The organism is Mycolicibacterium novocastrense (genome assembly GCF_001499835.1).
Taxonomy (GTDB): domain Bacteria; phylum Actinomycetota; class Actinomycetes; order Mycobacteriales; family Mycobacteriaceae; genus Mycobacterium; species Mycobacterium novocastrense.
In genome coordinates this window covers 1-26,052 of record NZ_LQIH01000004.1, presented here as the reverse complement: position 1 = coordinate 26,052, position 26,052 = coordinate 1, and the positions used below count along the sequence as shown (strand labels likewise).

26 protein-coding genes and 1 tRNA gene are annotated in these 26,052 nt (G+C 67.3%); 17 read left to right on the top strand and 10 right to left on the bottom strand.

The window, feature by feature from the left end:
- Positions 1-8 precede the first annotated feature (8 nt).
- A complete protein-coding gene (locus tag AU072_RS04665; RefSeq protein ID WP_064412702.1) occupies positions 9-2,372 on the bottom strand; it encodes a xanthine dehydrogenase family protein molybdopterin-binding subunit in 2,364 nt (787 codons plus the stop codon).
- A 140-nt stretch (positions 2,373-2,512) separates the two neighbouring features.
- A complete protein-coding gene (locus tag AU072_RS04660; protein ID WP_064412701.1) occupies positions 2,513-3,658 on the bottom strand; it encodes an XdhC family protein in 1,146 nt (381 codons plus the stop codon).
- A gap of 183 nt (positions 3,659-3,841) precedes the next feature.
- Between AU072_RS04660 and AU072_RS04655 the strand changes: the two genes are divergently transcribed.
- Both AU072_RS04655 and AU072_RS04650 read left to right on the top strand, forming a co-directional pair.
- Positions 3,842-4,663 (top strand): alpha/beta fold hydrolase, encoded by an 822-nt coding sequence (locus AU072_RS04655; RefSeq protein ID WP_174523789.1) that lies wholly within the window; start codon positions 3,842-3,844, stop codon positions 4,661-4,663.
- A 4-nt stretch (positions 4,664-4,667) separates the two neighbouring features.
- Complete coding sequence (locus AU072_RS04650; RefSeq protein WP_064412699.1) at positions 4,668-6,131, top strand: WS/DGAT/MGAT family O-acyltransferase; 1,464 nt, start codon at positions 4,668-4,670, stop codon at positions 6,129-6,131.
- Here the strand turns inward: AU072_RS04650 and AU072_RS04645 are convergent.
- A complete protein-coding gene (locus AU072_RS04645; protein ID WP_064412698.1) occupies positions 6,088-7,323 on the bottom strand; it encodes a cytochrome P450 in 1,236 nt (411 codons plus the stop codon). The two genes, AU072_RS04650 and AU072_RS04645, sit on opposite strands and share 44 nt — an antisense overlap.
- A gap of 94 nt (positions 7,324-7,417) precedes the next feature.
- Here AU072_RS04645 and AU072_RS04640 point away from each other — a divergent pair, with 94 nt between their 5' ends.
- From AU072_RS04640 to AU072_RS04595, 10 genes are all read left to right on the top strand, one after another.
- Positions 7,418-8,080: a M15 family metallopeptidase gene (locus tag AU072_RS04640; protein WP_064412697.1), complete on the top strand. Its 663-nt coding sequence runs from the start codon at positions 7,418-7,420 to the stop codon at positions 8,078-8,080.
- A gap of 207 nt (positions 8,081-8,287) precedes the next feature.
- Positions 8,288-9,589 (top strand): spinster family MFS transporter, encoded by a 1,302-nt coding sequence (locus AU072_RS04635; RefSeq protein WP_064412696.1) that lies wholly within the window; start codon positions 8,288-8,290, stop codon positions 9,587-9,589.
- 21 nt (positions 9,590-9,610) lie between these two features.
- Positions 9,611-10,633, top strand: coding sequence for an NADP-dependent oxidoreductase (locus tag AU072_RS04630; RefSeq protein ID WP_064412829.1), 1,023 nt, complete (start codon positions 9,611-9,613; stop codon positions 10,631-10,633).
- A 76-nt stretch (positions 10,634-10,709) separates the two neighbouring features.
- Entirely contained in the window at positions 10,710-11,567 is an 858-nt protein-coding gene (locus AU072_RS04625) for a cutinase family protein (RefSeq protein WP_082680939.1), read from the top strand.
- 33 nt (positions 11,568-11,600) lie between these two features.
- Complete coding sequence (gene pcaC / locus AU072_RS04620; protein ID WP_064412828.1) at positions 11,601-11,984, top strand: 4-carboxymuconolactone decarboxylase; 384 nt, start codon at positions 11,601-11,603, stop codon at positions 11,982-11,984.
- Positions 11,985-11,992: 8 nt separating this feature from the next.
- Positions 11,993-12,868 (top strand): NAD(P)-dependent oxidoreductase, encoded by an 876-nt coding sequence (locus AU072_RS04615; RefSeq protein ID WP_064412695.1) that lies wholly within the window; start codon positions 11,993-11,995, stop codon positions 12,866-12,868.
- 30 nt (positions 12,869-12,898) lie between these two features.
- A complete protein-coding gene (locus AU072_RS04610) occupies positions 12,899-13,447 on the top strand; it encodes a hypothetical protein (protein ID WP_064412694.1) in 549 nt (182 codons plus the stop codon).
- A gap of 120 nt (positions 13,448-13,567) precedes the next feature.
- Positions 13,568-14,983: a PepSY-associated TM helix domain-containing protein gene (locus AU072_RS04605; RefSeq protein WP_064412693.1), complete on the top strand. Its 1,416-nt coding sequence runs from the start codon at positions 13,568-13,570 to the stop codon at positions 14,981-14,983.
- Entirely contained in the window at positions 14,976-15,497 is a 522-nt protein-coding gene (locus AU072_RS04600; RefSeq protein WP_064412692.1) for a copper chaperone PCu(A)C, read from the top strand. The genes AU072_RS04605 and AU072_RS04600 overlap by 8 nt, the downstream gene beginning before the upstream one ends.
- Positions 15,490-16,701 carry a Dyp-type peroxidase gene (locus AU072_RS04595; protein WP_064412827.1) on the top strand — a complete coding sequence of 404 codons (1,212 nt, stop codon included), beginning with the start codon at positions 15,490-15,492 and terminating at the stop codon, positions 16,699-16,701. The genes AU072_RS04600 and AU072_RS04595 overlap by 8 nt, the downstream gene beginning before the upstream one ends.
- 12 nt (positions 16,702-16,713) lie before the next feature.
- On the opposite strand, the gene AU072_RS04590 is transcribed toward AU072_RS04595, so the two are convergent.
- Together AU072_RS04590 and AU072_RS04585 are read right to left on the bottom strand one after the other, a co-directional pair.
- Positions 16,714-17,130, bottom strand: a complete 417-nt coding sequence (locus tag AU072_RS04590; RefSeq protein WP_064348016.1) for a DUF5313 domain-containing protein — start codon at positions 17,128-17,130, stop codon at positions 16,714-16,716.
- A gap of 18 nt (positions 17,131-17,148) precedes the next feature.
- Positions 17,149-17,637 (bottom strand): MarR family winged helix-turn-helix transcriptional regulator, encoded by a 489-nt coding sequence (locus AU072_RS04585; RefSeq protein ID WP_064412691.1) that lies wholly within the window; start codon positions 17,635-17,637, stop codon positions 17,149-17,151.
- A 105-nt stretch (positions 17,638-17,742) separates the two neighbouring features.
- Between AU072_RS04585 and AU072_RS28240 the strand changes: the two genes are divergently transcribed.
- A complete protein-coding gene (locus AU072_RS28240) occupies positions 17,743-17,898 on the top strand; it encodes a hypothetical protein (protein ID WP_165595623.1) in 156 nt (51 codons plus the stop codon).
- Here the strand turns inward: AU072_RS28240 and AU072_RS04580 are convergent, their stop codons facing one another.
- Both AU072_RS04580 and AU072_RS04575 read right to left on the bottom strand, forming a co-directional pair.
- On the bottom strand, positions 17,899-19,059 hold the full coding sequence (locus AU072_RS04580) for a SpoIIE family protein phosphatase (RefSeq protein WP_064412690.1): 1,161 nt from the start codon (positions 19,057-19,059) through the stop codon (positions 17,899-17,901).
- Positions 19,056-19,856 carry an alpha/beta fold hydrolase gene (locus tag AU072_RS04575; protein WP_064412689.1) on the bottom strand — a complete coding sequence of 267 codons (801 nt, stop codon included), beginning with the start codon at positions 19,854-19,856 and terminating at the stop codon, positions 19,056-19,058. The genes AU072_RS04580 and AU072_RS04575 overlap by 4 nt, the downstream gene beginning before the upstream one ends.
- A 155-nt stretch (positions 19,857-20,011) precedes the next feature.
- On the opposite strand from AU072_RS04575, the gene AU072_RS04570 reads away from it, so the two are divergent.
- A complete protein-coding gene (locus AU072_RS04570; RefSeq protein ID WP_082680940.1) occupies positions 20,012-20,797 on the top strand; it encodes a SigB/SigF/SigG family RNA polymerase sigma factor in 786 nt (261 codons plus the stop codon).
- A 468-nt stretch (positions 20,798-21,265) separates the two neighbouring features.
- On the opposite strand, the gene AU072_RS04565 is transcribed toward AU072_RS04570, so the two are convergent.
- A tRNA-Thr gene (locus AU072_RS04565) sits at positions 21,266-21,337 on the bottom strand.
- Between the two features lie 50 nt (positions 21,338-21,387).
- Between AU072_RS04565 and AU072_RS04560 the strand changes: the two genes are divergently transcribed.
- On the top strand, positions 21,388-21,711 hold the full coding sequence (locus AU072_RS04560; RefSeq protein ID WP_064412687.1) for a hypothetical protein: 324 nt from the start codon (positions 21,388-21,390) through the stop codon (positions 21,709-21,711).
- 2 nt (positions 21,712-21,713) lie between these two features.
- Here AU072_RS04560 and AU072_RS04555 read toward each other — a convergent pair whose 3' ends face one another.
- Positions 21,714-22,535 (bottom strand): hypothetical protein, encoded by an 822-nt coding sequence (locus AU072_RS04555; RefSeq protein ID WP_064412686.1) that lies wholly within the window; start codon positions 22,533-22,535, stop codon positions 21,714-21,716.
- 78 nt (positions 22,536-22,613) lie between these two features.
- On the opposite strand from AU072_RS04555, the gene AU072_RS04550 reads away from it, so the two are divergent.
- Both AU072_RS04550 and AU072_RS04545 read left to right on the top strand, forming a co-directional pair.
- Positions 22,614-23,351 carry a response regulator transcription factor gene (locus AU072_RS04550; RefSeq protein ID WP_174523790.1) on the top strand — a complete coding sequence of 246 codons (738 nt, stop codon included), beginning with the start codon at positions 22,614-22,616 and terminating at the stop codon, positions 23,349-23,351.
- 23 nt (positions 23,352-23,374) lie between these two features.
- On the top strand, positions 23,375-24,793 hold the full coding sequence (locus AU072_RS04545) for a sensor histidine kinase (RefSeq protein ID WP_064412685.1): 1,419 nt from the start codon (positions 23,375-23,377) through the stop codon (positions 24,791-24,793).
- On the opposite strand, the gene AU072_RS04540 is transcribed toward AU072_RS04545, so the two are convergent.
- Positions 24,781-25,185, bottom strand: a complete 405-nt coding sequence (locus tag AU072_RS04540; protein WP_064412826.1) for an HIT family protein — start codon at positions 25,183-25,185, stop codon at positions 24,781-24,783. The genes AU072_RS04545 and AU072_RS04540 overlap by 13 nt on opposite strands.
- Positions 25,186-26,052 lie beyond the last annotated feature (867 nt).

The following is a 26,052-nucleotide window of genomic DNA, read 5'->3' as shown; positions in this document are numbered from 1 at the left end:
TGTGTTCCTTACTTCTTGGCGTTCTCGATGGCCTCGACGATCGCGGCGGGGCTGGCGGGTAGGCGGGTCAGGGTCACGCCGAGAGGTGCCAGGGCATCGTTGATCGCGTTGATGACGGCGGGAGTCGAACCGATCGCGCCGCCCTCGCCGACACCCTTGTACCCGCCGACGCCGGGTCCGGGGATCTCCACGTGGCCGTACTCGATCGCGGGCACCTCGGTGGCCGTCGGCAGAAGGTAGTCGACGAAGGTGCTCGACAGCGGGTTGCCGTCGTCGTCGTAGGCCATGTCCTCCAGGAGCGCACCACCGATGCCCTGCACCGTGCCGCCGGCGATCTGACCCTCGACGACGTTGGGGTTGATCATCGGGCCGACGTCCTCGCTGACGATGTAGCGGGTCAGGGTGACCCGCCCGGTCTCGATGTCGACCTCACATGTGCAGGCGTGCGTGGCGTTGGCCCAGTGGATCATCGCCTCGGGTGGTGAGGCGAACCGCGCGGTGGCCTCCAACGACGACGAGACACCGGGCGGCAGCTGCTGGGGCTCGTAGTAGGCGCGGTAGGCCAGGTCGGCGAAACTCACGCTCTTGTCCGGGTTTCCGCTCACCACCGCGCGCGAGCCGGTCAGCTCCACCTCGGCCTCGTCGACCTCCAGGCGCGGTGCGGCCATCGCGATGATCTGCTTGCGCAACAACGCGCCCGCCTCGGCGACCGCACCCGCGGTCATCGGACCGCTGCGGCTGCCCTGGGTTCCCGCCCCGTACGGGGTGACCGCGGTGTCGCCCTGGATCGTCGACACGTCGGCGATGTCGGCGCCCAGGGCGTCGGCGGTCAACTGCACGACGGTGGTCTCGAGGCTGTTGCCGGTCGACCCGCCGTTGACGTAGACGTTGATCTTGCCGGTGGGCTCCATCCGGATGGTGCAGCCCTCGGTGCCGAGGTGTCCGGTCGCGGCGCCGGTCGGTTCGATGTAGGCCGAGAAGCCCAGACCGATGTAGCGGCCCTCGGCCAGCGCATCGGCCTGCTCCTTGCGGAAGCCCTCGTGGTCGAGGATCTTCACGGCCTGTTCGAAGGTATCGGCGGGCGCGACGTGGTCGTAGGGCATGCCGTTGGGGTTGAAGTAAGGCATCTCGTCGCCGCGCAGGATGTTGCGCCGTCTCAGTTCGACGGGATCCATGTCCAACTTGCGCGCGGCGATGTCGAAAAGCACTTCGCGGGCCAGCGTCTCGTACTGCCAGGGCCCGCGGTACGCGTGCAGGCCCGCGGTGTTGGAGAACACGGTCTTGTAGTTGAAGCTGGCCTTCGGCACCCGGTACGGGCCGGGGAAGAACATGCCGACGGCGGCGGTGGTCAGCACCGGGTACGGGGTGGGGTAGGCGCCGATGTCGTAGGCGAAGTCGATGTCGACGGCCAGGATGGTGCCGTCCTCGTCGAGGGCCATCCGGGCGGTGCCGTCGACGTGGCGGGCCTGACCCGCCGACATCAGGTTCTCGCGGCGGTCCTCGATCCACTTCAGCGGGGCCGAGCTCAATGGCGCGGTCAGCGTCGCCGACACCTTGCGCGCGGCCAGCATGATGCACATGTCCTCGCGCATCGGCACGACCTTCTGACCGAAGCCACCGCCGGTGTCGCGCATGATGACCCGCACGTTGTGCGCCGGGATGCCGAGCAGCCGGGCGCAGAACGCCCTCAACTCGTGGGGCGTCTGCGTCGACGCCCACAGGGTCAGTTCCTCGGTCGCCGGCGTCCACTCGACGACCATGCCGCGGCACTCGATCGGCACCGGCGCGTGAATCTGCTGATAGATGTTCGCCGATGCGACGCAGGCGGCGTTGGCGAACGTCTCCTCGTCGGGCGGGGCTCCGCCCATGCCGCCCGCGACGTTGTCGGGGTAGGCCTCGTGCACGACCACCGACGATCCGACGGCTTTCGTGAAGTCGGCGACCGCGGGCAGTGGTTCATAGTCGACGTCGACCAGATCGACGGCGTCCTCGGCGAGGTAGCGGCTGTCGGCCACGACGAGCGCGACCGGGTCGCCGACGAACTTCACCTCACCCTCGGCCAGCGGTGGGCGCGGCGTGTCCGGGACGTCCTTGCCGGCCACCGCGTGCCAGGCCTCTTTGACGTCGGGGTTGAGGTCGTCGGCGGTGAACACCGCGTGCACACCCGGCATGGCCAGCGCGGCCGAGGCGTCGATGCCGTTGATCTTGGCCCTGGCGAACGGGCTGCGCACGAAGCAGGCGTGCAGCATCCCGGGTCGCACGACGTCGTCGACGAAAGTGCCGCGGCCGGTGAGGAGTCGGTTGTCCTCGACGCGCGCGACCCGGGTTCCTGCGTAACGGGTCGCGACCTTCTCCGCTGAAGCAGAAGTCACCGGTTCACCCTTCTCCTCGCCGTGTAAAGAGTGACGTTATCGCATTCGAGAACGACATTTCCATACGCGTTGTCTCATCGGCCGCGGTGAACGCGTCTGCGGCCCTTATCGGGTTGATTACTCGCATCAGGTGCATGCGATCAACCCTCTAAGCCCTCTTCGTCGCGTCCGTCGTGGTGGATGCGTCCGTCGGTGTCGCTCAGCGGTCGGCCGCCGCCGCCCCACTTGCGCGCGATGATCTCCGCCGCGATCGACACTGCGGTCTCCTCGGGTGTTCGGGCCCCGAGGTCGAGGCCGATCGGGCTGGCCAACCGGGTCAGCTCGGCGTCGGTGAGGCCGCATTCGCGCAACCGGCGCATCCGATCGTCGTGCGTGCGGCGCGATCCCATCACCCCGATGTAACCGACCTCGGGCAGGCGCAGCGCGACCTGGAGCACGGGGACGTCGAACTTCGGATCGTGGGTGAGCACGCAGATCGCGGTGCGGGCGTCGATCACGTCCTGTTCGGCCTGTTCCGTGAGGTAGCGGTCGGGCCACATCACCACGACCTCGTCGGCACCGGGAAAGCGGGCCGGGGTGGCGAAGACGGGGCGCGCGTCGCACACGGTGACGCGGTATCCGAGCAGGGCCCCCTGCTGCGCGAGGGCGGCGGCGAAGTCGATCGCCCCGAAGATCAGCATCCGCGGCGGTGGTGCGTGGCTGGCGACGAACACCTCCATGCCCGTCTCCTGTCGCTGGCCCTCGGGGCCGTACGACAGCACGCCCGTGCGGCCGACGGCGAGCAACCCACGCGCGTCGTCGGTGACGGCGGCGTCGAGGCGGGCCGAGCCCAGCGATCCGTCGACCGAATCCGCGCCGATGACCAGGCGACGCCCGATCCGGTCGGCGTCGGGGTGGGCGATGACGGTGGCCACGGCGGTGGGCCGGTGGGCGGCGATGTCGTCGGCGATCGCAGCCAACTGGGGGAAGGTCTCGCGCGACACCGGTTCGGCGAAGATGTCGATGATGCCGCCGCACGTGAGCCCCACGGCGAACGCGTCGTCGTCACTGATGCCGTAGCGGTGCAATTCGGGCCGACCCGAGGCGACGACCTCGTTGGCCAGTTCGTAGACGGCGGCCTCGACGCAGCCACCGGAGACCGAACCGGCGACCGAGCCGTCGGGGCTGACCACCATGGTCGCGCCGGGCTGCCGGGGTGCCGAGCGGATCGTGCGCACGACGGTGGCCACGCCGGCGGCGCCGCCGGACCGCCACACGGTCAGCAACTCATCGAGCACCTCGCGCACGCTCGCAGTCTAAGCCCGAGGCGCTGTGCGAGTGCTCAGCGGGAAGGGGCGCGAACGCCGGACGGCGCGTCGTGTTCGCTCTATCGTTGAAGCATCGCTTGGAATCTGCCCAACCCGCTGTCCATCCCGCGGCTGCCGTCGTTACCCGCGTTGGCCTCGGCTGCCAACGTCCCGGACGGCCGCATGGTGGAGTTGCCCGGCCGCGGTACGACGTACGTCGTCGACTCGGGGCCGTGCGACGGCCCCGTCTTCCTGTTGTTGCACTCGGTGGCGTGCACGGGCGTCATGACGTGGTATCCCGCGCTGGACGCGTTGCGGGAACTCGGTCGCGTGGTGGTCTTCGACCAGCGCGGTCACGGTCAGGGCATCACCGCGCCGCGGTTCCTGCTCGAGGACTGCGCCGACGACGTCGCCGCCCTGGCCGATGCCCTGGGCATCCGGACGTTCGTGCCGGTCGGCTATTCGATGGGATCGCTTGTGGCCCAACTGGTCTGGAAACGCCATCCGGCACGTGTCGACGGGTTGGTGTTGTGCGCCGCGGCGGCGGCGGTGAACCGAGCCGGCTACGAGCGGATCGCGACCGGCGTGTTCGCCGCACTGCTCGAATCGCTGAGCCCGCCCGCGAGGCGACTCGCACCCGCCGCGATGGTGGGTCCCGGCGCGTTGCAGAACCACCAGTGGCTGCTCAACCAGGTGCGCAGTACGTCGCCCGGTGCGATCACCCGGGCCGTGGCGGAGGTCATCCGCTTCGACTCGACGACATGGGTCCACGAAATCGACGTCCCCACGGCGGTGGTGGTGACAACACGCGACCGGGCCTTCGGGGTGCGACGGCAGCGGTGGCTGGCGGATCGGATACCCGACTCCGAAACCGTCGACGTGGCCGCGGGTCACGCCGGATGCACGTTCGCCTCCGACAAGTTCGTCGAAGCGCTGCTGACCGCAGCCGAGTCGGTCAGCAGACGCCTGCCGCCGATCGGGCGGTACAAGACCGCCGAAGGTTGACCACGTGAAGCGCCTCAGCGGCTGGGACTCGCTGCTGCTGTCCAGCGAAACCCCGAACGTGCACCAGCACACGCTCAAGATCGCCGTTGTCGACACCTCGCGGTTCGAGGGCGAGCCGACGTTCGACGCGTTCCTCGAGACCTTCCGCGAGCGCCTACCTGACCTCGACCCCTTTCGGTACGAACTCGTCGACGTTCCACTTCACCTGCATCGGCCGGTGTGGCGGCAAGGCGCGGCCATCGACTTCGGCTATCACGTCCGAAAAGTGGCGGTCCCGGAACCGGGCGGGCGTGCGGGGCTCGACGCGCTGATCGGTCAGATCGCGAGCACCCCGTTGGATCGCGGCCGACCGCTGTGGGAGCTGTACTACGCCGAAGGCCTCGCCGAAAACCGCGTCGCGGTCATCGGCAAGGTGCACCATGCGTTGGCCGACGGTGTCGCGTCGGCGAACCTGATGGCCCGCGCGATGGAATGGTCAGGCACCGGCGGCAGCGAGTCCCGTTCCGCAGGCGACTCCGAAACACTCTCGGCCCCAGCCCTGCTCGTGTTCGCCGCACGTGACCACCTCAGCGAACTCGCGAGCCTGCCCGGCGTTGTCAAAGAGATTGCCGTGGGCGCCTACCGACTTCAGCGGCAAGCGCGTCAGCGCCGTCGCCATCCAGAACTCGCCGAACGGTTCAACCCGCCTCCCACCTTCCTCAACCGCAAGCTCTCGGCCGGGCGCGCGTTCGCGACCGCCACCCTCTCGCTCGATGAGGTCAAAGCGACGAGCAGGCACCTCGAGGCGACCGTCAACGATGTGGTGCTCGCGATCGCCGCCGGCGGACTGCGCACGTTGCTCATCACGCGTGAGGGGGTCGCCGAGCGGGCGTTGATCGCCTCGGTTCCGGCCGCGACCGACACCTCGCCTCACCGCATCACCGGCAACGAATTGAGCACCATGTTGGTGTCTCTGCCGGTTCAGATCGCCGATCCGTGCGAAAGGCTCCGCCTGATCCGGACGGCCTCGCGCATGGCCAAAGAGGACAACGAGTCACTCGGCCCGGCCACCGTCGGCAAGGGCCTGCGCTACGTACCGCCCGCGGCGGCGCGCGCCACCTTCCGATGGATGTCCCGGCGCGAGGGGCCGAACCAGTTGTTCAACCTGATCGTGTCGAACGTGCCGGGACCCCGCGAGCGCGGCCGGATCGCCGGTGCGGTCGTCACCGAGATCTACTCGGTCGGTCCCCTGGCCGCCGGTTCCGCGATGAACATGACGGTGTGGAGCTACGTCGACCAGCTCAACATCTCGGTGCTCTGCGACGACCTGGCGTTCGACGACGTCCACACCGCGACGGACGCGTTCATCGCCGCCTTCACCGAACTGCGCCGGGCCGCAGGCCTCGGCCAGACCACCACCGAGATGGCCGGTGCTTTGCCGCAGGTCAGCGCGGGTCGAACGCGATCGGAAGCGTCGCAGGGCCGGTGATGCCCACCAGCGGCTTCCAGCTCGCGGGCCCGGCACGCCGCACGTTGCGCATGCGGCTGCTCATCACGACGAGCGCCTCGGCCAGTTCCCGCCGGGCCAGGTTCGCGCCGAGGCAGTAGTGCGCACCGGCGCCGAAGCTCTGCATCGGCGCGGCGCCCTGCCGGGTGATGTCCAGGCGGTCGGGGTCGTCGTACACGGCAGGATCGCGGTTCGCCCCGGCCGTGTTCACGAGGACGAACGTGCCTGCGGGAAGGGTCACGCCGCCGTACTCGACGTCCTCCAACGTCATTCGCATCGCCCCGAACACCACCGGATAGAACCGCATCAGTTCCTCGACGGCGTTCATCGCGAATTCGGGATGCTCGGCCAGCAGTTCCCATTGGTCCGGGTGGTCGCACAGCACGTCCACCGCGGCGGCGAGTTGGTTGCGGGTGGTGTCGGTGCCCGCCATCAAGATGCCGGCCGCGAGCATGCGCAGTTCCTCGATGCTCAACCGGTCGCCGTCGTCCTCGGCGCGGATCAGCTCCGAGATCAAGTCGTCGGTCAGCGTCGTGCGGCGCTCGGCGACCATCCCGTCGACGTAGTCGTCGAGTTCGGCCCACGCCTGCAGGATCGCCGGCGCGTGTTCGGCCGCGTTCCACTGAAACAGCTTGAAGAAGTCATCGGCCCACTCGGAGAACAACTTCCAGTCCTCGCTCGGGGCGCCGAGCAGCTCGGCGATGACCGGAACCGGATACGGACGTGCGATGTCCGCAACGACCTCGCACCGTCCCGACGCCACCAGCGGGTCCACCAGATCCGTGATGATTCCGGTGATCGTCGTCTCCAGCCGGCCCACCGAGCGTGGCGTGAACGCCTTGCACACCAGGCGCCGAAGCCGGGCGTGCGTTTCACCGTTGACGCTGAGCAGCGTTGTGACGGCGCGATCCCACAGCGGGCCGGAGGTGATGCCCTGGGCCTCCAACCCGAGTCCCGGCGGCACGCACATGCGGTGGTCGCGCAGGGCCGCCCGGACGGTCTCGTAGCTCAACAACTCGGGTCCGTGAGCGCCGATCGCGACCGGTCCGGCGCTGCGCGCCTCGGCGATCCGCCGGTGTGCTTCATACGCATCGGGCGCGTCCTCGTACGAGAGGGTCGGCACGTCGGCCTCGAACACCGTCGGGCTCTGCCGGTCGTTGATGGTGACGCTCATGGTGACCTCCTCGGCGTGACGACACTTCGATGCTCGGTTGCGCCGGGGAAGCCGACTAGCGTAGGCGACTACCCCAGTCCGGAAGCGAGGCGAAATGCGTGGTGCCTGGGCGGGCCCGGCGGCGGTGGCCGTGGTCCTGGCGTGGCCGACCGGCGTCGCCACCGCGACACCGGATGCACCCGTGCCGCCGCTGACCGATGCGGCCCGGGCGGCCGGACTCGTCGATGTCCGCACCGTCGTGCCCGACGCGGTGATCGACCTGCGTTACGCGACGACGGACAACTTCGTCGGCGCGCAGCTCTATCCCGCCGATGCGCGGTGTCTGGTCCACGAGTCGATGGCACCCGGCCTGGCGGCGGCCGCCGACGCATTACGCCCCGGCGGGGAGGTGCTGGTGTTCTGGGATTGCTACCGCCCGCACGACGTACAGGTGCGGATGTTCGAGGCTGTCTCCGACCCCGGGTGGGTGGCCCGACCCGGTCCCTATGCCAGCAGCCATGAAGCGGCGTTGTCGGTGGACGTGACCCTGTCCCGTGACGGTGCGCTCGTCGACATGGGCACCGGCTTCGACGAGTTCACTTCGCGCGCCAACGCGTACGCCACGGACGGGGTCAGCTCGGCGGCTCAGACCAACCGCGAACGGCTGCGCGACGCGATGGCCGCGGGCGGGCTCACCGTCTACGCCGGCGAGTGGTGGCATTTCGACGCACCGGGCGCGCACCGGCAGCACCCGATCCTCGACGTCCCCGTGAACTAGCTGCCGGCCAGCCCGTCAGGCGGCGGCCGGATCGGCGGTCATGGCTTGGCAGTAGGAGCACAGGTTCGGCCCGAGTGTCGGGTAACCACATCCGCCGCAGATCGCGACCGCGGTGACTTCTTCGGCTTCGGGCATGCCGGTTATTTACCCCCTTGAAATCCAATTAATCCCGGGTCCGCGACGAAGTTCTGGAAAGCTGCCCACGACATGGCTACTGCACAGCTCGCTCCGGTCAGCGGCACCCACAGCGCGCGGCGAGCCTGGGTTGCGGTCGCCCTGCTCGCGATCGTCGGGACGCTGAACTACGCGGACCGGTTCCTGCCCGCGGTCCTCGCCGAACCGATCAGGGCCGAACTGGACCTGTCCGACACCGCGCTCGGCGTGATCAACGGGTTCGGCTTCCTGGCCGTCTACGCGGTGCTCGGCCTGCTGATCGCCCGGATCGCCGACCGTGGCGCGTTCGGGCTGGTGGTGTCGACGTGCCTGACGCTGTGGGGCGCGATGACGATGTTGGGCGGCGCGGTGCAGTCGGGTCTTCAACTGGCGCTCACCCGCGTGGGCGTGGCGATCGGTGAGGCCGGCAGCACACCGGCCGCACACGCCTATGTCGCGCGCAACTTCGCACCGGAGCGTCGCGCGGCGCCGCTGGCCGTGATCACGCTGGCGATCCCACTGGCCAGCGCGGCCAGCCTGATCGGCGGCGGCCTGTTGGCGCAAACCCTGGGCTGGCGAATGGCTTTCGTGGTGATGGGGGCGATCAGCGTGGCGGTCGCGCCGTTGGTCCTCATCGCGCTCGGGCGCAGGCAGTCGATGCCGACCACCCCCCAAGTCGACGCCGTTGTCCCTGCCAAGACCTGGGATCTGCTGCGCAAAGGCAGCTTCGTGGGCGTCGTCGTCGGCGCGTCGTGCATCTCGGTGGCCGGCTACTCGTTGACGGCCTTCGCCCCCGCTTATCTGGTCCGGACCCGCGGTATGGAGTTGGGCGAGGTCGGGGTGCAGTACGGCATCGCCAGCGGGCTGACGGGCATCCTCGGCCTTCTGGTCGTCGGCCGGGTCGCGGACCGGTTGTCGGCCTCCGATCCGCGGTGGCTGTTGTGGCTGGTGGCCGCGATGACCGCTGCGATGGTGCCGTTCTCGGCGCTGGCGTTCACGGTGGGCGACCGGACGCTGTGCATATGGTTCATCTCGCTGAGCTACGTCGTCGGCACGGCGTACATGGCGCCGTCCATCGCGGCCATCCAACGACTGGCCCGGCCCGAACAGCGCGCGACGGCTTCGGCGATCTTCCTGTTCTTCGGCGCCATCGTCGGGTCGGCGGGCCCGTTCCTCACCGGTGTCATCAGCGATGCGCTCAAGGACGACCTCGGTGCGATGTCGCTGGGGCGGGCCCTGCTGATCGTGCCGGTGTTCCAGGTGGTCGCGATCGCCTGTTACCTGCTGGCCAGTCGAAGGTTCGTACGTGAGATCGTCGAGTCGACAGGCGCCCACCGCGGCGCAGACATTGGGTAGGTTCGCCTCGTGGCCGAGCTGATGAACCGCCAGATCGTGTTGCGCCGCAGACCCGTCGGACTGGTCCAGCCCGCCGACACCGAGTTGATCACCGCGCCGGCACCCGAGCCCGCCGACGGTGAGGCGTTGGTGCGCACGACCTACATCGGCATCGACGCCGCGGCCCGCACCTGGCTCAACGACCAGCCCGGCTATCTGCCCCCGGTGCAACTCGGAGAGGTCATTCGCGCGGCGGGCATCGGTGAGGTCGTGGCGTCGCGGTGCGATGCCTACGCCGTCGGCGACGTCGTGACGACGCTGACGGGGTTCCAGGAGTACGTCATCAGCCGCGACGACATCTTCACCACTCCGGTGCCCGGCCCCGACGTCGACCAACTTGCGGTGATGTCGGTGTACGGCCCGACCGGCGCGACGGCCTATTTCGGAATGGTCGGGATCGGCAAGCCGCAGCCGGGGGAGACCGTGGTGGTGTCGGCGGCAGCGGGTGCCACCGGTTCGGTCGCGGGCCAGATCGCCAAAATCGCCGGGGCCAGGGTGGTCGGCATCGCGGGCGGACCTCAGAAGTGCCGTGCCGTCGTCGAGGATTTCGGATTCGACGCGTGCATCGACTATCGCGAAGGCAACGTGCCCGCGGCGTTGAAAAAGCACTGCCCCAAGGGCGTCGACGTGTACTTCGACAACGTCGGCGGGCCGATCCTGGACGCGGTGCTCGGCCGCCTGGCCCATAAAGCGCGGGTGGTGTTGTGCGGCGTCATCTCGAGCTACCTGACCGGTGAACATCCCGGCCCGGCCAACTACGTCAACCTCCTGTCGAAGACGGCGCTGATGCAGGGGTTCAACGCGCTCGACGAATGGGGACGGTTCGAGGAGGCGTTCGGGCCTCTTCGCCAGTGGGCAGACGAGCGGCGGCTGGTGCATCGCCAAACGATTTTCGAGGGCATCGAGTCCTGCGTCGACGCCATGAACGGCTTGTTCACCGGCGCCAACATCGGCAAGATGTTGGTCAAGATCAGTGAGGCGGGTGGCGAGAAGATTCCCTCGTGAAACGGTTGGTTGGTCGCGAATCAAAGCGGGTATGACGAACGTCGCAATCGGTCGACTCACACATAGGAGTGGTGGCATGGGCGCTCGACGAATCGCTCGGATGCTGGGTCTGGTGGTGCCGTTCGCGGCGTTGCTGACCGGAACGATTCCCCTCGCGGCGGCCCAACCACCGCCGCCTCCACCCCCCCCCCCCGCCCCGCCACCCGCCTGTCCGGATGTGCAGGTGGTGTTCGCGCGGGGAACCGGCGAGCCGATCGGTGTCGGCGGGGTGGGGCAGGCATTCATCGACCAGCTGCGCGCCCAGGCCGGCCCGCGGTCGATCGACGTGTACCCGGTGAATTACCTGGCCAGCGGCGACTTCGGCAACCGCATCCAGTTCGCCCGCACGGTCGTCGACGGGATTCGGGATGCGGGACAGAAAGTCGAGTCGACGGCGGCGGCGTGCCCGGACACGGAGATCGTGCTCGGCGGGTTCTCTCAGGGCGCTGCGGTGGCCGGCTATGTGACCTCTGCGGAAATCCCCGAGGAGATACCGGCTGAGTACCGCGAGTTCATCCCCGAGCCGATGTCCGAGGAAGTCGGCGACCACGTGGCCGCCGTGGTGTTGTTCGGCCGGCCCTCGGATCAGTTCCTGACCGACGCCGGGGCACCCGCGATCGTCATCGGACCGTCGTATCAGGACAAGACGCTGAGCCTGTGCGCCGAGGGCGACACGATCTGCAACGGCGCTCCCATCGGTCTTCCGAGCTTCGCGCACAACTCCTACCTGGTGAACGGGATGCCCGCCGAGGGTGCGGCCTACGCGGTGGCGCGTCTCGAGCCGGCTCCGGCGCCCCCGCCCCCACCGGCCCCGTTGGCTGTGCCGGCACCACCGCCCGCGCCGGCGCCGTTCGCGGCACCCGCACCCGCGCCCGCGCCCGCGCCGGCCGGCTGAGCGGTCCCCGTCGCGGTCTGCCACTCTCGAGTGGTGGACCAAGACGTGTACGACAAGGGCCGTGAGATCCGCACGGCGGTGCTCGGTGAGGCCTATGTGCAGAAGGCCGCGGACGGCTCCGACGACTTCACCGGGCCGTTCCAGGACCTGGTGACCGAGTACTGCTGGGGAGCGGTGTGGGGCCGCGAGGGCCTGTCCCGCAAGACGCGCAGCATGCTCAACCTCGCCATGCTCGCGGCGTTGAACCGCCCCAACGAACTTCGCACCCACGTCCGGGGCGCGCTCACCAACGGCGTGACACGCGACGAGATCCGCGAGATCTTCATGCAGGTCGCGGTGTATGCGGGTGTGCCGGCCGCGGTGGAGGCATTCCGCATCGCGCGCGCCGCCTTCGACGACGACGCCGAACAGCGGTAGACCGCGACATGGACATCGGCTTCATCGGACTCGGCAACATGGGCTTCCCGATGGCGGCCCGCCTGCGGGCGGCCGGGCATCGGGTGGTGGTGTGCGACAGCCGCCCCGAGGTGGTCGACAGGGCGGTCGAAGCCGGGGCGCAGCGCGCGGCCTCGGTGCGCGAGGTCGCCGACCGCGTGCCGACGATTCTGGCCAGCCTGCCGAACCCGCAGGCGTCGGAGTCCGTCGCCGCCGACATCGCCGACGGGACTTCGGCTGAACGTTTCATCGATCTCTCGACGGTGGGAAGCCAAGCCGCGCAGCGCAACAGCGCGCTGTTGGCCGGGCGCGGGATCGCCGCGCTCGACAGCCCCGTCAGCGGCGGTGTGCACGGGGCCGAGGCGGGGACACTGGCCATCATGGTGTCGGGGCCGCGGGCGCACTACGAGATGTGCGCACCGGTCTTCGAAACACTCGGGCGGGTGACGTTCGTCGGTGAGAAGCCCGGTGCGGCTCAGACGATGAAGCTCGTCAACAACGTGATCGCGGCGACGACGCTGGCTGTCACCGCCGAGGCGATGGTCGCCGGTGTGAAGGCCGGGCTCGACGCCCGGGTGATGATCGATGTGCTCAACGCGGGTTCCGGTGGCACCCATGCCAGTCGAGACAAGTTCCCGCGGGCGGTGCTGCCCCGCACGTTCGACTATGGGTTCGCGACGGGGCTGATGGTCAAGGACGTCCGGCTCTACCTCGACGAGGCCAAGGCGCTGGGCCTGCCGACCGAACTCGCCGACGCCGTGGCCCAGGTCTGGGAGGCGACGATGTCCAGCGAGGGGCCCGAATCCGACTTCACCGCGGTGGTGAAGCCGATGGAGGCCGCCGCGGGTGTGGTGGTCGAGGGCTGACCGGGCAGCGCCGACGGTAGAGTTCGGCAGGTGAACACGCCGAAGTCGCGCGCACGTTGGGTGCGCGGGGGTCTGGTCGGTGCGTGTTCTGCCGTCTTGACCGCGGCCGCGCACACGTTCGCCGGCGGCCGGCTCCCAGGCGGATCCGCCCTGATCGTCGCGATGCTCGTGTGCGCCACCGTCGGAGCCGTGGTTGCGCGGCCCGCGCTCGACGGTCGCCACGCGCGGCTGTTCGGCGCTGTCGGCGCGCTGATCCTGGCGCAGCTCCTCGGCCACCTGTCCTTCGTCGTCGCTGGCGGCCATGTCCACGCGGGCGCCGCCCTGGGGTTGACGCCCGCGATGACCGCGGCCCACGTCGGCGCCGCGGTCGTCCTGGGTGCGGCGATCGCCGCCGTCGAATACCTCTACGTCGTCGGTGTATCCGTGCTGCAGTGGCTGCGGATCTTCGCCACGTCCGGACCGCGTCCGCGCGTGCGGCGGGTGCGTCGTGTCGTCAAAACCGTTGTCGCCGAATCCGTCCTGTTCAGTTACGGGCTCGGCATGCGCGCTCCGCCGCAGAGGTTGGCAACGGCGGCTTAGCCCCGCCGCGCATCGAGATCGGCCGCGACAGATGTCGCGGCTTTCGACGTACCTCACCTCACCTCAATATCCGGCTCGACGAGTGTGCTCGCCGGGCCGCCGGCTGAAGGTTTGCCATTCATGACAACGACCCCCACCCTCGGTACGCCCGCGCGTCAACGTCAGCGCGGCGTGCGTCCACTGCTACTTCGATTGCATTTCTATGCCGGCGTTTTCGTCGGCCCGTTCATCCTGATCGCCGCTGTCACCGGATTGTTGTACGCGGTCATTCCGCAGATCGACGAGACTGTCTTCCGCGAGACGGTGACCGTCGATGACGTCGGCGAGCACCGACTACCCCTCGCCGAACAGCTGCGCGCCGTGCGTGCCGCGTATCCCGACGGGGTGGTGGAGCGAATCAGCCCGCCCGTCGCGGTTGATGACACCACCCGCGTCGTGCTCGCCGTGGACGACGTGCCGCCCGACTATGCGAGAACGGTGTTCGTCGACCCCTACAGTGGCCAGATCCGTGGCGAGCTGACCACGTACGGCCAGTGGCTGCCGGTTCGCGCATGGTTCGACGAACTGCACCGCAACCTGCATCTCGGTGCGGTGGGCCGCAACTACAGCGAGCTTGCGGCGAGCTGGTTGTGGGTGATCGCACTCGCGGGCCTGGCGCTGTGGTACCTGCACCGCCGCGATACCGGGAAACTGCGTCGGATCGCGCTCCCGGACCGCGACAAGACGGGCCGTCGCCGCACCCTCTCCTGGCATGGCGCGGTGGGGGTCTGGATCATCGTTGCGCTACTCGGGCTGTCGGTCACCGGCATCACCTGGTCGCGGTACGGCGGCGAGACGGTCAACCTACTGCAGGAAAGGCTGAACACCAGTGAGCCGTCGGTAAACACCGCACTCAAGCAGTCGGCCCACACCGGGGCGGGGCACGGGCATCACGACCCAGGGACCGCCGTCGGCGGCGATGATCTCGCGCCGCACGGTGCAGATGCCGCGCTGAGCGCGGCGCTTGCCGCCGGCCTGTCCGGCCCGATGTGGATGTATCCGCCGAGCGGTGACGGCCAGGGTTGGGAAGTCGCGGAGAACAAGCGTGACTGGCCCACTCGATACGACGCGGTCTCGGTGGATCCCGATTCCGGAGCGATCATCGACCGGGTGAATCAAGCCGACTGGCCGTTCCTGGCCAAACTCACCAACTGGGCGATCGACGCGCACATGGGTGTGCTGTTCGGGGTTGTGAACCAGGTTGTGTTGGCGCTCACCGCAATCGGGTTGATCACGATCGTCGTCCGCGGTTACCTCATGTGGTGGCAACGCAGGCCGACAAGGGGATCGGGGTGGGCGGCGGGCCGTCCGCCGCTGCGAGGCGTCCTGCGGGGAATGCACCCGGGGGTGATCGCATTGCTCATCGCCGGCGCGGTGGCGGTGGGCTGGGCGTTGCCGTTGTTCGGCCTCAGCCTCGCCGCGTTCCTGGTCGTCGATCTCATCGTCGCAGCGGTCAAGAAGCGGGGCGTGACGGAGGAGGCGAAAGCCGATGTCTGACAGGATCTTTCACGGGCTACTACTCCTCATCGCAGCGACCGTCGTCGCCGGTTGCACCACACACGGGCAACACGACGAAGGGCCGATGGCCTCGGAGGTAACCCTTGCCGACCAGTGGGCCAGTTCGGCGCAGACCGGTATGGCCGCGGTGTTCGGCACGCTCACCAACGCCGGACACCACGACGCACGCATTGTTTCGGGACGGTCGGATGCGGCCGAACGGGTCGAGGTGCACGAAGTCTCGGCCGATGCGGGTGCCAGGACGATGCGCTCCAAGGACGGAGGTCTGGTGATCCCCGCCGGAGGCTCACACGCCCTGGTCCCGGGGGGAGATCATCTGATGCTGATGGACCTCAAAGAGCCACTGCTGCCCGGTTCCGAGGTGACACTGACCGTCGAGTTCGAGGACGGCTCGACGCTGCCGGTCACCGCCCAGGTGCGTGACTTCGCCGGTGCTAACGAGGATTACCAGCCGTCCGCCGGTGGTCCCGCGCCGCACCATGACCATGGGTGACGGAGTGGCGGACGGTCGGTTTCACCTCAACCGGCGTCGTCTTCTCGCGGGCGGCGCCGTCGCGGTGGCGGCGGGGGCGACGCTGACGCACAGCGGGATCGCCCAGTCCGCCGTTGCCACTGAAGCCGTTGACCGGGCCGTCGAACCGTTTCACGGCGAGCATCAGGCCGGTGTCGTGACGCCCCCGCAGGCGCACGCGTTGTTCGTCGCCCTCGACCTCGCACCGCAGCCTCATCGCAGTCCGCGGGAGACATTGGCGGCGGTGCTGAAACTGTGGACGTCGGACGCCGAGCGATTGACTCAAGGCGTTCCCGCGTTGGCCGACACCGAACCCGAACTGGCGCAACGGCCGGCCAGGCTCACCGTCACCGTCGGTGTCGGAGCGGGCCTGTTCGACCGGATCGGGCTCGGGCGTCGTCGCCCCCGCGCGGTGGCTGAGCCGCCGGCCTTCGCCACCGACCGGCTCGAGCCGCAGTGGTGCGGCGGTGACCTACTGCTGCAGGTCTGCGCCGACGACCCGATCACCGTCGCCCACACCAGCCGGGTCCTGCTGAAGAACGTGCGCGCCATGACCCGGCAGCGATGGCGGCAGAAGGGATTTCGTCAAGCGGCGGGCTCGGGTGCGCACAGCATGCGAAATCTGATGGGCCAGATCGACGGGACCGCCAACATCGTCGACGAGGCGGGTTTCGGTCGACACGTCTGGGACCACGGTGACGATCAGCCGTGGTTCGCCGGCGGCACTGTTCTGGTCCTTCGACGGATTCGCGCCGAGATGGACACCTGGGACGAACTCGACCGAGCCAGCAGGGAACTCAGCGTCGGCCGTCGCCTCGACAACGGCGCCCCATTGACCGGGAGCCGGGAAGACGATGCGCCGGACTTCGATGCGGCCGAGGACGGCATCCCGGTGATTCCGCCGAACGCGCACATCGCGCTGGCCCGTCCGCACCGCGACGACGAACGGTTTCTTCGCAGGCCCTACAACTACGACGATTCGCCGCCCGCCGGGCGCGTCACGGAGAGCGGGCTCATCTTCGCTGCGTACCAACGTGATCCGGCCGTGCAGTTCACACCGGTGCAGCGTCGGCTCGCTGCGGCCGATGCGTTGAACGAGTGGATCACGACGATCGGGTCGGCGACATTCGCGATCCTGCCGGGAACCGAATCGGGCGGCTACCTGGGTCAGACACTGCTGTCGTAGGCGGGCGGGACGCTAGAAGGGACTGCTGTTCTGCTGCCAGCGCGCCTCTTCCGGACGGGGGCCGAAGCGGCGGATGTAGTCCTCGTGCATCCGCGCGTCCTTCTTGCGTTTGATCTCGTCGACCAGGTTCTGGTCCAGCCCGTGCTGAGTCAGACGGTGCCGACGCCAGATCTTGTTCAGCGCGAGTGCCATCAGGATCGCCCAGATGTAGATCGGTGCAGTCATTTCCAGGTGTACATACAGCGATGCCGGAAGCAGCCAGAACGGAGCCAGCACGAACAGAGGTGGGATCGCCATCCGGATCATGTGGCGGCGCAGCGCGCCGGGGCCGGCCAGGTCGCGCGCCACCCACTCGCGCATGGAATCCGGAAGCCGGCGTCCGTACGAATAGGTGATGTATTGAACGATGTTGGGGCGGGCGGCAGCCACAGATCCTCCTTGAGTTGGTCAGTTGTCGAGTGCGCCCGCGGCGAGGGCGGCGGTGTTCACGCGGTTCAACACGTTGCGAAGCGCTTCGAGTTCGGCGAGGTCGACACCGAGGCGCTCGACGACGGCAGGCGGTATCTCCAGCGCACGGCGCCGTAGCCGCACACCTTCCTCGGTGAGCCGCACGTCGGTGGCGCGTTCGTCGACGGCGTTGCGTGTCCGGGTGATGAAGCCGAGCGACTCGAGGCGTTTGAGCATCGGCGACAGCGTCGCCGAGTCGAGTTGCAGAGCGCTTGCAATGTTTTTGACCGACAGCGGCTTCGTGGGAGGCGGTCCCGTCGCTCCGGTCCGGTAGTGGTCCCACAGCGCCAGCATGACGAGGTACTGGGGATGGGTGAGGCCCAGCGGTTCGAGCAGGGGGCGGTACACCGCCAGCACGGCCCGATGGGTGACCGCAAGCGCGAAGCACACCTGCTGTTCGAGCGCGAGCGGGTCGACCCGGACCGGCATTGACGTGGACACAACTCCATCGTGTGCTAATAGTTAGCGTCCTAGCAATGTACTTCTGGTCACATCAGGGGTTTTGTCCGAGCGCCGTCGGTCGATCCTGATCGGATGTCAACGCAGAACGATCCGCCGGCGAATCCGATGGACGCCACCAAGGTCACCGAGGAACAGCGCGCACTGCAGGACGACCTGGACCACCGCGACGACGATCCGGACGCTCCCGGTGGGCATCAGGACCGTCACGACGTCGCCGACGAGACATGACTAGGCGATCGCAGGCACGCCGAGCGCGAGAACTGCTGCATCGTCCTTGAGTCCGCGCCCGAAGCTGGTGAGGAGTTCCTTCAGCGCGTGGACGACGGTGTCCGCGGTGGCGGGTGCGCGGGCGTCCAGAAACGCGAGCAGGGCGCCCTCGTCGTCATAGCGCCGACGGCCGATTCCGGTGTTGGCCTCGGTCAAACCGTCGGTGTAAAGCACCATGGTGTCCCCGGGCGCCAGATGGAACTTGTGGGCGACGAACCGCGCGTCATCGGTGATCCCGGCGGCATGACCCCCGACGGTGTCGGCGTAATGGGCCGATCCGTCGGCGCTGAGAAGCAGCGGTGGGGGATGACCGCCACTGGCGACTTCGACGTCGAAACCGTCGCCGCTCATGGTGAGGTTTCCGTCGATCACCGTGCACAGCCGGTTGCCGCCGATTTCGACGTCCTGCATCAGCACCGAATTGAGCACATGAAGCGCCTTCACCGGATCGTGGTCGGCGACCGCGGCCGAGCGCAACACATACCGTGCCAGTCCCGCGACCACGGCGGCATCGACCCCTTTACCGGCGACGTCGCCGAGGAAGAACCCCCACGTGGAGCGTGACAGCGGGAACAGATCGTAGAAGTCGCCGCCGACGTCGTCGTCCGATGCGGTGTGGTAGTAAGCGGCGGCGTCCAGCCCCGGCGGCGGCGCGAGAAGCGGCGGAAGCAGTGAGCGGCGCAAGGTTTCGGCGAACACCTGCACCCGTCGGCGTTCGGTCTCGGCGCGCTCGCGCTGTGCGAGCAGTTCCCGCTCGTAGGATCGGCGATCCTTGGCGTCGACCGCGCTGACGCGCATCAGTTCCGGATGTCCTTCGGCGTCGAACTTCATGTTGGCGCTGAGGAATATCGGTAGCCGCGCCCCGTCGGCGGTCAGGAAATCCACCGTCACGCCATCGAGTTTTCCGCTCATCCGCAGGATCGCCCGGAAATGGGTGTCGTAGTGCACGCGTCCCCCGACGGTCAACAAGTCGGTGATCAGCTTGCCGTGCAAGCTATTACGCTCGTAGCCCAGCCAATTGGCCAGTGTCGCGTTGGCTCGGATGATGCGGCCGTCCGGATGGGCGATCGCGTTCCCGGTGGGCGCGTTCTCCCAGTGATCGTCGAAATCGAACCCGGTCATGTCGGAAGAGCGAACTCCGCGATCGCTTGGGCCGTGACATCCGGATCGCTGACGTGGGGGCAATGGCCGGTGGCGTCGAGTGTGACCAGATGACTACCTGAAATATGTTGGTGCACATACGCTCCGACGGATCGCGGTGCGATCGCATCCTCGGAGCACTCCAGGATCAGCGTGGGCACCGGGACTCGCGGGAGGTCGGTGCGGTTGTCGGCCAGGAATGTGGCGCGGGCGAACACCCGCGCGCAGTGGGGATCGGTTCGGCAGAAGCTCGATTCGAGTTCCTCGGCCAGCTCCGGCCGGTCGCTATTACCCATGATCACCGGGGCCATGGCATGCGACCAACCGAGGTAGTTCAGTTCAAGGGACTCCAGAAGTTCGTCGATGTCGGCCCTGGAGAACCCACCGTGGTAGTCGTCGTCATCGATGTAGCAGGGCGAGGGAGTGACCATGACCAGCTTGGCGATTCGGTCGGGCTCCCTGATGACGGCGAGGACTCCGATCATCGCCGCCACCGAATGCCCGACGAAGACCACGTCGCGCAGGTCGAGTTCGCGCAGAATTTCGACGATGTCGTCTGCGTAGCCGTCCAGCGATGAGTACTTGGTGTCGTCCCAGGCCTTCGGGTCCGCCGCGCCGGAGCCGACGTGGTCCATCAACACGATGCGAAAGTCCGCCTGCAGTCTGTCGACGATGAGCCGCCACAGGTTCTGGTCACAGCCGAAACCGTGGGCCAGGAGAAGCGTCGGACCGCTGGCGCGGCCAACGATCCTGATGTTGTTCCTGGTCCAGACGTCCATGACCAGCAGCTTAAAAGCCGTCGGCATGCACTGTGCCGCCCACCGCCGCCCGGTCGCGTCGCCGGCGGGTTTCGGCTGGTCATTACCCGGGTATACGGGTTGGTCAGGTTCAGATCCGCGAGCCGCGTTTTCATTTTCTAGGGACGGACGTACCCGTGGCTGGACCAAACTCCGACTATTCAGACGTGACAGAGATGTTTCGTCAGCTCAAGACCTTCGACGACGGGTCGAGCGCCTATCACCGGCAACGCGATTTGATCTGTGAGCGGTGCCTGCCGTTGGCCGACCACATCGCACGTCGCTACCGCAACCGCGGTGAAGCACACGAGGATCTTGTGCAGGCAGCTCGTGTCGGGCTGGTCAATGCTTTGAATCGGTTCGATGTCGACAACGGAGCGGAATTCCTGTCTTTCGCCGTACCGACGATGATGGGCGAGGTCCGTCGGCACTTCCGCGACCACGCGTGGGCGGTGAAAGTCCCGCGCACCGTCAAAGACCTCCAGATGCGCGTGAACAAAGCGTCCGCCAAGCTGGCGCAGGGCCTAGGACGCGCACCGACCGCGACCGAGATCGCCGAGCATCTCGGGGTCGATCGCGAGCAGGTGGTGCAGGCGGCGATCGCCGGGTCGAACTATTCGACGCTGTCGACCGATATACCGGCGATGCGCGATGACGACTCGACGTCCATAGGTGACAGTTTCGGCGGTGACGACACCGGCTTCGACAAGGTGCTCGACGTCGAGACGGTGCGGCCGTTGATCGCGGCCCTCCCGAGCCGCGAACACGACGTGCTGACGTTGCGCTTCTTCGAGGACATGACGCAGAGCCAGATCGCCGCGCAGATCGGCTGTTCACAGATGCATGTGTCGCGCCTACTCGCAAAGGCGTTGGAAACGTTGAGAAGTCAGGTCAAGGCATCTTTCCTCGCCGCTGCGAGCTGATTCAATAAGACTCACCCTTGGCGAATCGCTGCCGACGGTAAAAGCGCCCGTTGCCCCGGTTTCTGCTCTTGTAAGTCGGTAGCTGCGAGTCACAATTCGGACATACCATTCGCAAGTTCTCCCGACAGTTGTTCGTCGGATCGCCGTCGATGTGGTCCACCACAAACGCGAGCGGTTGATCCAGCCAGACGCCGGTTCCGCCACATATTGCGCAGCAACCCGATTGAGCGTCAAGGAGATACCGCCGAATGTAGTGTTCGCGGCGGCCATCGATCCACGTCTCCCCGGATTCGAGCCAACGCTTGGTGCTGCTGACGCGTCGCGCCGCCGCCTGACAAGCGTTACTGCAGTAGACCTTCTGGCTGCGTTTCGAGAGCGCTGAACCCCAAGCCCGGCATTGCCTCACACGACGGACGCTATGAAGCCACACCGACAGGGCGGCCGGCGCTGGGTCCCATGAACGATTTGAGCCCCCTGTCAGGATTGAACTGACGACCGCTCGCTTACAAGGCGAGTGCTCTACCACTGAGCTAAGGAGGCCTGCGGGCATCGAGTTTATCGGGTCGTCGGTTCGGGGAACTCCGCTGCCCGTGACTGTCAAGGACGATCTACTCGCCGACTTCCCACAGGTGTACCCGGGCCTCACGCGGTCCGAGGTCGAGCAACTCCTGACGCTGCTCGACAAAGGAGCGACCGCAGGGGGCCTCGGCCTGAGCATCGCCACCGCGATCAAACCGCTGGTGCCCGACATCGCCCAGCGCATCGAGTCCTACAAGCAATCCGATGTCGACGACTATGTGCGGATGCTGCGGGGAGCGGTGGTGTTGTTGCTGCAGCGTTGGCAGCCCGAAGACCAGCCCCCGACTCCGGAGAGCGTGTCAGCGGCGATCAAGGCCATCGAGGCCGACGCCTGAGCTCACTCCTCGACGTCGATGATGCGTTGAGAGGTCACTGTCCTTGACGACGTCCTGGCGCGCGGCCGTCGGCCGGGCAGCGGAATCCGGTCAGCGATATTGCTCAGCGGATTGACGACCTGGCTCAACGTCACGACGGCGTCGTGCAGCGCGTCGATCGTCGGCGCCAGCGCTTCGAGGCCGGGCGCGAGCCGGTTCAGCGTGTCGGCGACGTCGGCGAGCTTGAGCAGCGGACCGTCTGGATCGGTGAGCGTGTCCAGCAGGCCGTCCTCGGCCAGTAAGCGGTCGGCCACGCCGTCCTCACGCAGCACCCGTTCGACGAGACCATCGTTGGCCAGCAGCTGATCGGCCAACCCGCCCGGTGCGATCACCCGCGACAGAGCACCGTCGTCGGTCGTCATCCTGTCCACCAGACCGCCCTCGGCCATCAGCTGGTCCACCAGCCCCCCGGGGGCCACGGCCCTCGCGACCGCACCGTTCTCCGCGGTCACCCGATCAAGCAGGCCACCCTCGGTGGTCAGCTGATCGATCAGTCCGCCCGGTCGCAGCAACCGGTCCAGCGGTCCGTTGGGGGCCAACGCCCGGCCCAGCGGGGCGTCGTCGTCCATCAGACGTGCCAGCCGATTCGCCCGTTCGACGGCGTCGTTGAGGCCCAGCATGGTGGCGAACGATGCCGATCCGGGCCGACCCTCGGCGGCTTCGCCGAGCGTCCGCTGAGCCATGCTCACCGCCCCGGTCGCCATGGCCAGCCCCGCGTCGGCGACCGCCAGGGCGGCTCGCGCCGGTGCGGTCGCGATATCGGTCAGCGCTTTGCCGAAGTTCATGACTTCAGTCTATGGACGGCGCAAGATCAAGAACTCACAGGAAGTACACAGCCTGCTGGCAGGAATATCACCGGCAAGATGTGGACAGTGAATCAGGTGGCCATGCCTGCACTACCCGAGAGCACACCGGAGGCCAAGATCCTCGTCGTCGACGACGAGGCCAACATCGTCGAGCTCTTGTCCGTCAGCCTGAAGTTTCAAGGCTTCGAGGTCTACACCGCCTCCAACGGAGCCGCCGCGCTGGACAAGGCGCGTGAGATACGCCCGGATGCCGTCATCCTCGACGTGATGATGCCCGGGATGGACGGCTTCGGTCTGCTGCGACGACTGCGCGCTGACGGTATCGACGCCCCCGCACTGTTCCTCACCGCGCGTGACTCGCTCCAGGACAAGATCGCCGGCCTCACCCTCGGCGGTGACGACTACGTGACCAAACCGTTCAGCCTCGAAGAGGTGGTGGCCCGGTTGCGGGTGATCCTGCGGCGCTCTGGCCGCGGCGTCGAGGAGCCCCGAAACTCCCGGCTGTCCTTCGCCGACATCGAACTGGACGAGGACACCCACGAAGTGTGGAAGGCGGGGGAGCCGGTCTCGTTGTCGCCGACGGAGTTCACGCTGCTGCGGTACTTCATCATCAACGCGGGAACGGTGCTGTCCAAGCCCAAGATCCTCGACCACGTCTGGCGCTACGACTTCGGCGGCGACGTCAACGTCGTCGAGTCCTATGTGTCCTACCTGCGCCGGAAGATCGACACGGGCGAAAAGCGTCTGTTGCACACGCTGCGCGGTGTCGGGTACGTGCTGCGTGAGCAGCGGTGACGAAGAATGCCGACAATGAGTAGATGACCGCACGCCTGCCACTGAGGGTGGCGCTGGTGGCGGCCACCTTGTTGCTGGTGGCGTGCGGTCTGCTCGCGTCTGGCGTGGCGGTCACCACGATCCTGCGCCACACCTTGAGCAACCGCGTCGACCAAGAACTGCTGGATGCCTCGCGAGGGTGGGCCCAGGCGCCGCGCCAAGGGGCCGACGATGCGCTGGAAAGTCCGAATCCCGCACGGCCACCGACGAACTTCTACGTCCGCGGCGTCGGTGCCGACGGACACATCTGGATCGCCGTGAACGACCGAGATGCCGAACCCGCGCTGCCCGCGAACAACGACGTGGGCGCCGAACCGGTCACCATCGGGTCGCTCGGCGGCTCCGATGTGCAGTGGCGCGCGATGACGGTCCGCAGCCCCGAGGGGGTGGTCACTGTCGCCGTCGACTTCTCCTCTGTGCAAACGACTTTGCGCGAGTTGATCTATGCACAGGTGGGGATCGGGCTGGCGGTGTTGGTGGTGCTCGGGGTGGTCGGCTATGCGGTGGTGCACCGCAGCCTGCGCCCGCTGGTCGAAGTCGAGCAGACCGCCGCGGCGATCGCCTCCGGCGACTTCGATCGCCGTGTCCCACAGCGTGATCCGCGCACTGAGGTGGGCCGATTGTCGTTGGCGCTCAACGGCATGCTCGCCCAGATCCAGACCGCCATGGCGGGTTCGGAGGCCTCCGCCGAGCAGGCCCGCACTTCCGAGGAGCGGATGCGACGGTTCATCACCGACGCCAGCCACGAGCTGCGCACGCCTCTGACCACCATCCGTGGATTCGCCGAGTTGTACCGGCAGGGTGCGGCACGCGACGTCGAGATGCTGATGAGCCGCATCGAGAGCGAGTCCGGCCGGATGGGCCTGCTCGTGGAGGACCTCCTTCTACTTGCCCGCCTCGACGCGCAGCGCCCGCTCGAGCATCGGCGCGTCGATCTCCTGACTCTGGCCACCGACGCCGTCCACGACGCGCGATCCATCGCCCCGAAGCGAACCATCAGGTTGGAGGTGATCGAGGGGCCAGGCACCCCGGAGGTGCTCGGCGACGAAGCCCGGTTGCGCCAGGTGCTGGGCAATCTGATGGCCAACGCGCTTCAGCACACCCCTGAAACCGCTGGGGTCACGGTGCGGGTGGGCACCGCGGGCGACCGCGCGGTGCTCGAGGTGTGCGACGAGGGGCCGGGTATGACGGAAGAGGATGCGCACCGAGTGTTCGAACGGTTCTATCGCGCAGACTCGTCACGCACTCGGGCGAGCGGCGGCACAGGGCTGGGATTGTCGATCGTCGACTCGCTGGTTCTGGCCCACGGCGGGACGGTCGACGTCACCACAGCGCCGGGGCAGGGTTGCACGTTCAGGGTGAGCCTGCCGCGCATCGCCGATGTGGCGGCTCAGGTCAGCTGAGTCAGCGCCGCCCTGATTTTGGACTGGGCTTCGTCAAGGGATTCCGGCGACGGGTTCTGGTCGGCGTTGGCGAACCCGAAATCGGCGAGGTCGTTGGTGGGGAAGACGTGCACATGCAGGTGTGGCACCTCGAGTCCGGCGATGATCACGCCGGCCCTCTCGGCGGGGAACGCCTTGACTACGGCCTTGCCGATCAACTGGGACACCTCCATGACGCGCCCGAAGACCGCCGGCTCGACGTCCTGCCAGTTGTCGATCTCCGCTCGGGGCACAACGAGCGTGTGGCCCTGTGTGATTGGGGCGATCGTCAGGAAGGCGACGATGTCGTCGTCTTCGTAGACGAACCGGCCGGGAAGCTCCCCGTTGATGATCTTGGTGAACACGCTCGCCATGGCGTCGAGCATAGTGAGCTGACTCGCCGCGGTCGTGGGCGCGTGGTCCGGTCGGTGCTTCACCATGCAGGTGTCAATCGAGCAATCGCTGAGTTCAATGACGGCGGGAATGGCAATGACTCCCCGTTCAGCCGCAGTGGTAATTCGACTTATGGTGCGGAAGCGAACTTTGTCGACTGCTTTTAGCGGTGGCGTGCATCTCCAGCAAAGGGAAAAGGCAGGAGCCTCACTTAGTCGGCGTAAAGGGCGACTGCAATGCTGGTTAATTGATCTTGGTTTGCCCGACTACGCCGACGCTTGTATTGCAGTGATCACTGGTCGCTTTTGGCTTCGCTCGGGCCTTTAAAGGAGGCCAGGATATTCGCGCATTTTGAATTCTTGATATCGGCTGAGGGCTTACAGTATTCGCACGGATCTTCACTTGGTCGAAGGGGTTCTCCATGTCACATCGCAGCGCAAAGCTAGTGCTCCTCTTGATCTTGACTCTCATTGTCACCCTGACATCCGGGTGCGTTATTCCGGTAACGATTGATTGCACTCCGTTCTTCTGCACTCCATAGCGCTTAGCGCAACGGGCATTTCCCGCGCCGTTTGCTGCCGTCAGTGAACGGCGCACGTCGAGTTCACTCTGTTCCGGTAAAAGCGCGACCGATTTGTGGGGTGGGTGAACTCAACCTTTGTGCGGCACCGGTTGATCTGAGCGATGGGCCAGGACGTCTCTGTCTTGGCCTGTTCGTCGGGTAGACCACGTCGGTCAGAAGGGTGGGGGTTCGGTGTCGGTGGTGTTGCTGCCGGCATCGCTGGTGATGTTCCACGTGTCGTCGTGGGTGGGTGGGGGTCTGCTGGGTGCGGTGGTGGATGGTGCGG

Coding starts and splice junctions, on each gene's coding strand:
- AU072_RS04655 (WP_174523789.1), top strand. CDS start 3,842: ATGGTGGAGTTGCCCGGCCGCGGTACGACGTACGTCGTCGACTCGGGG.
- AU072_RS04645 (WP_064412698.1), bottom strand. CDS start 7,323: ATGAGCGTCACCATCAACGACCGGCAGAGCCCGACGGTGTTCGAGGCC.
- AU072_RS04640 (WP_064412697.1), top strand. CDS start 7,418: ATGCGTGGTGCCTGGGCGGGCCCGGCGGCGGTGGCCGTGGTCCTGGCG.
- AU072_RS04635 (WP_064412696.1), top strand. CDS start 8,288: ATGGCTACTGCACAGCTCGCTCCGGTCAGCGGCACCCACAGCGCGCGG.
- AU072_RS04630 (WP_064412829.1), top strand. CDS start 9,611: ATGAACCGCCAGATCGTGTTGCGCCGCAGACCCGTCGGACTGGTCCAG.
- AU072_RS04625 (WP_082680939.1), top strand. CDS start 10,710: ATGGGCGCTCGACGAATCGCTCGGATGCTGGGTCTGGTGGTGCCGTTC.
- AU072_RS04615 (WP_064412695.1), top strand. CDS start 11,993: ATGGACATCGGCTTCATCGGACTCGGCAACATGGGCTTCCCGATGGCG.
- AU072_RS04605 (WP_064412693.1), top strand. CDS start 13,568: ATGACAACGACCCCCACCCTCGGTACGCCCGCGCGTCAACGTCAGCGC.
- AU072_RS04600 (WP_064412692.1), top strand. CDS start 14,976: ATGTCTGACAGGATCTTTCACGGGCTACTACTCCTCATCGCAGCGACC.
- AU072_RS04595 (WP_064412827.1), top strand. CDS start 15,490: ATGGGTGACGGAGTGGCGGACGGTCGGTTTCACCTCAACCGGCGTCGT.
- AU072_RS04585 (WP_064412691.1), bottom strand. CDS start 17,637: ATGCCGGTCCGGGTCGACCCGCTCGCGCTCGAACAGCAGGTGTGCTTC.
- AU072_RS28240 (WP_165595623.1), top strand. CDS start 17,743: ATGTCAACGCAGAACGATCCGCCGGCGAATCCGATGGACGCCACCAAG.
- AU072_RS04580 (WP_064412690.1), bottom strand. CDS start 19,059: ATGACCGGGTTCGATTTCGACGATCACTGGGAGAACGCGCCCACCGGG.
- AU072_RS04575 (WP_064412689.1), bottom strand. CDS start 19,856: ATGGACGTCTGGACCAGGAACAACATCAGGATCGTTGGCCGCGCCAGC.
- AU072_RS04555 (WP_064412686.1), bottom strand. CDS start 22,535: ATGAACTTCGGCAAAGCGCTGACCGATATCGCGACCGCACCGGCGCGA.
- AU072_RS04550 (WP_174523790.1), top strand. CDS start 22,614: ATGTGGACAGTGAATCAGGTGGCCATGCCTGCACTACCCGAGAGCACA.
- AU072_RS04545 (WP_064412685.1), top strand. CDS start 23,375: ATGACCGCACGCCTGCCACTGAGGGTGGCGCTGGTGGCGGCCACCTTG.
- AU072_RS04540 (WP_064412826.1), bottom strand. CDS start 25,185: ATGGCGAGCGTGTTCACCAAGATCATCAACGGGGAGCTTCCCGGCCGG.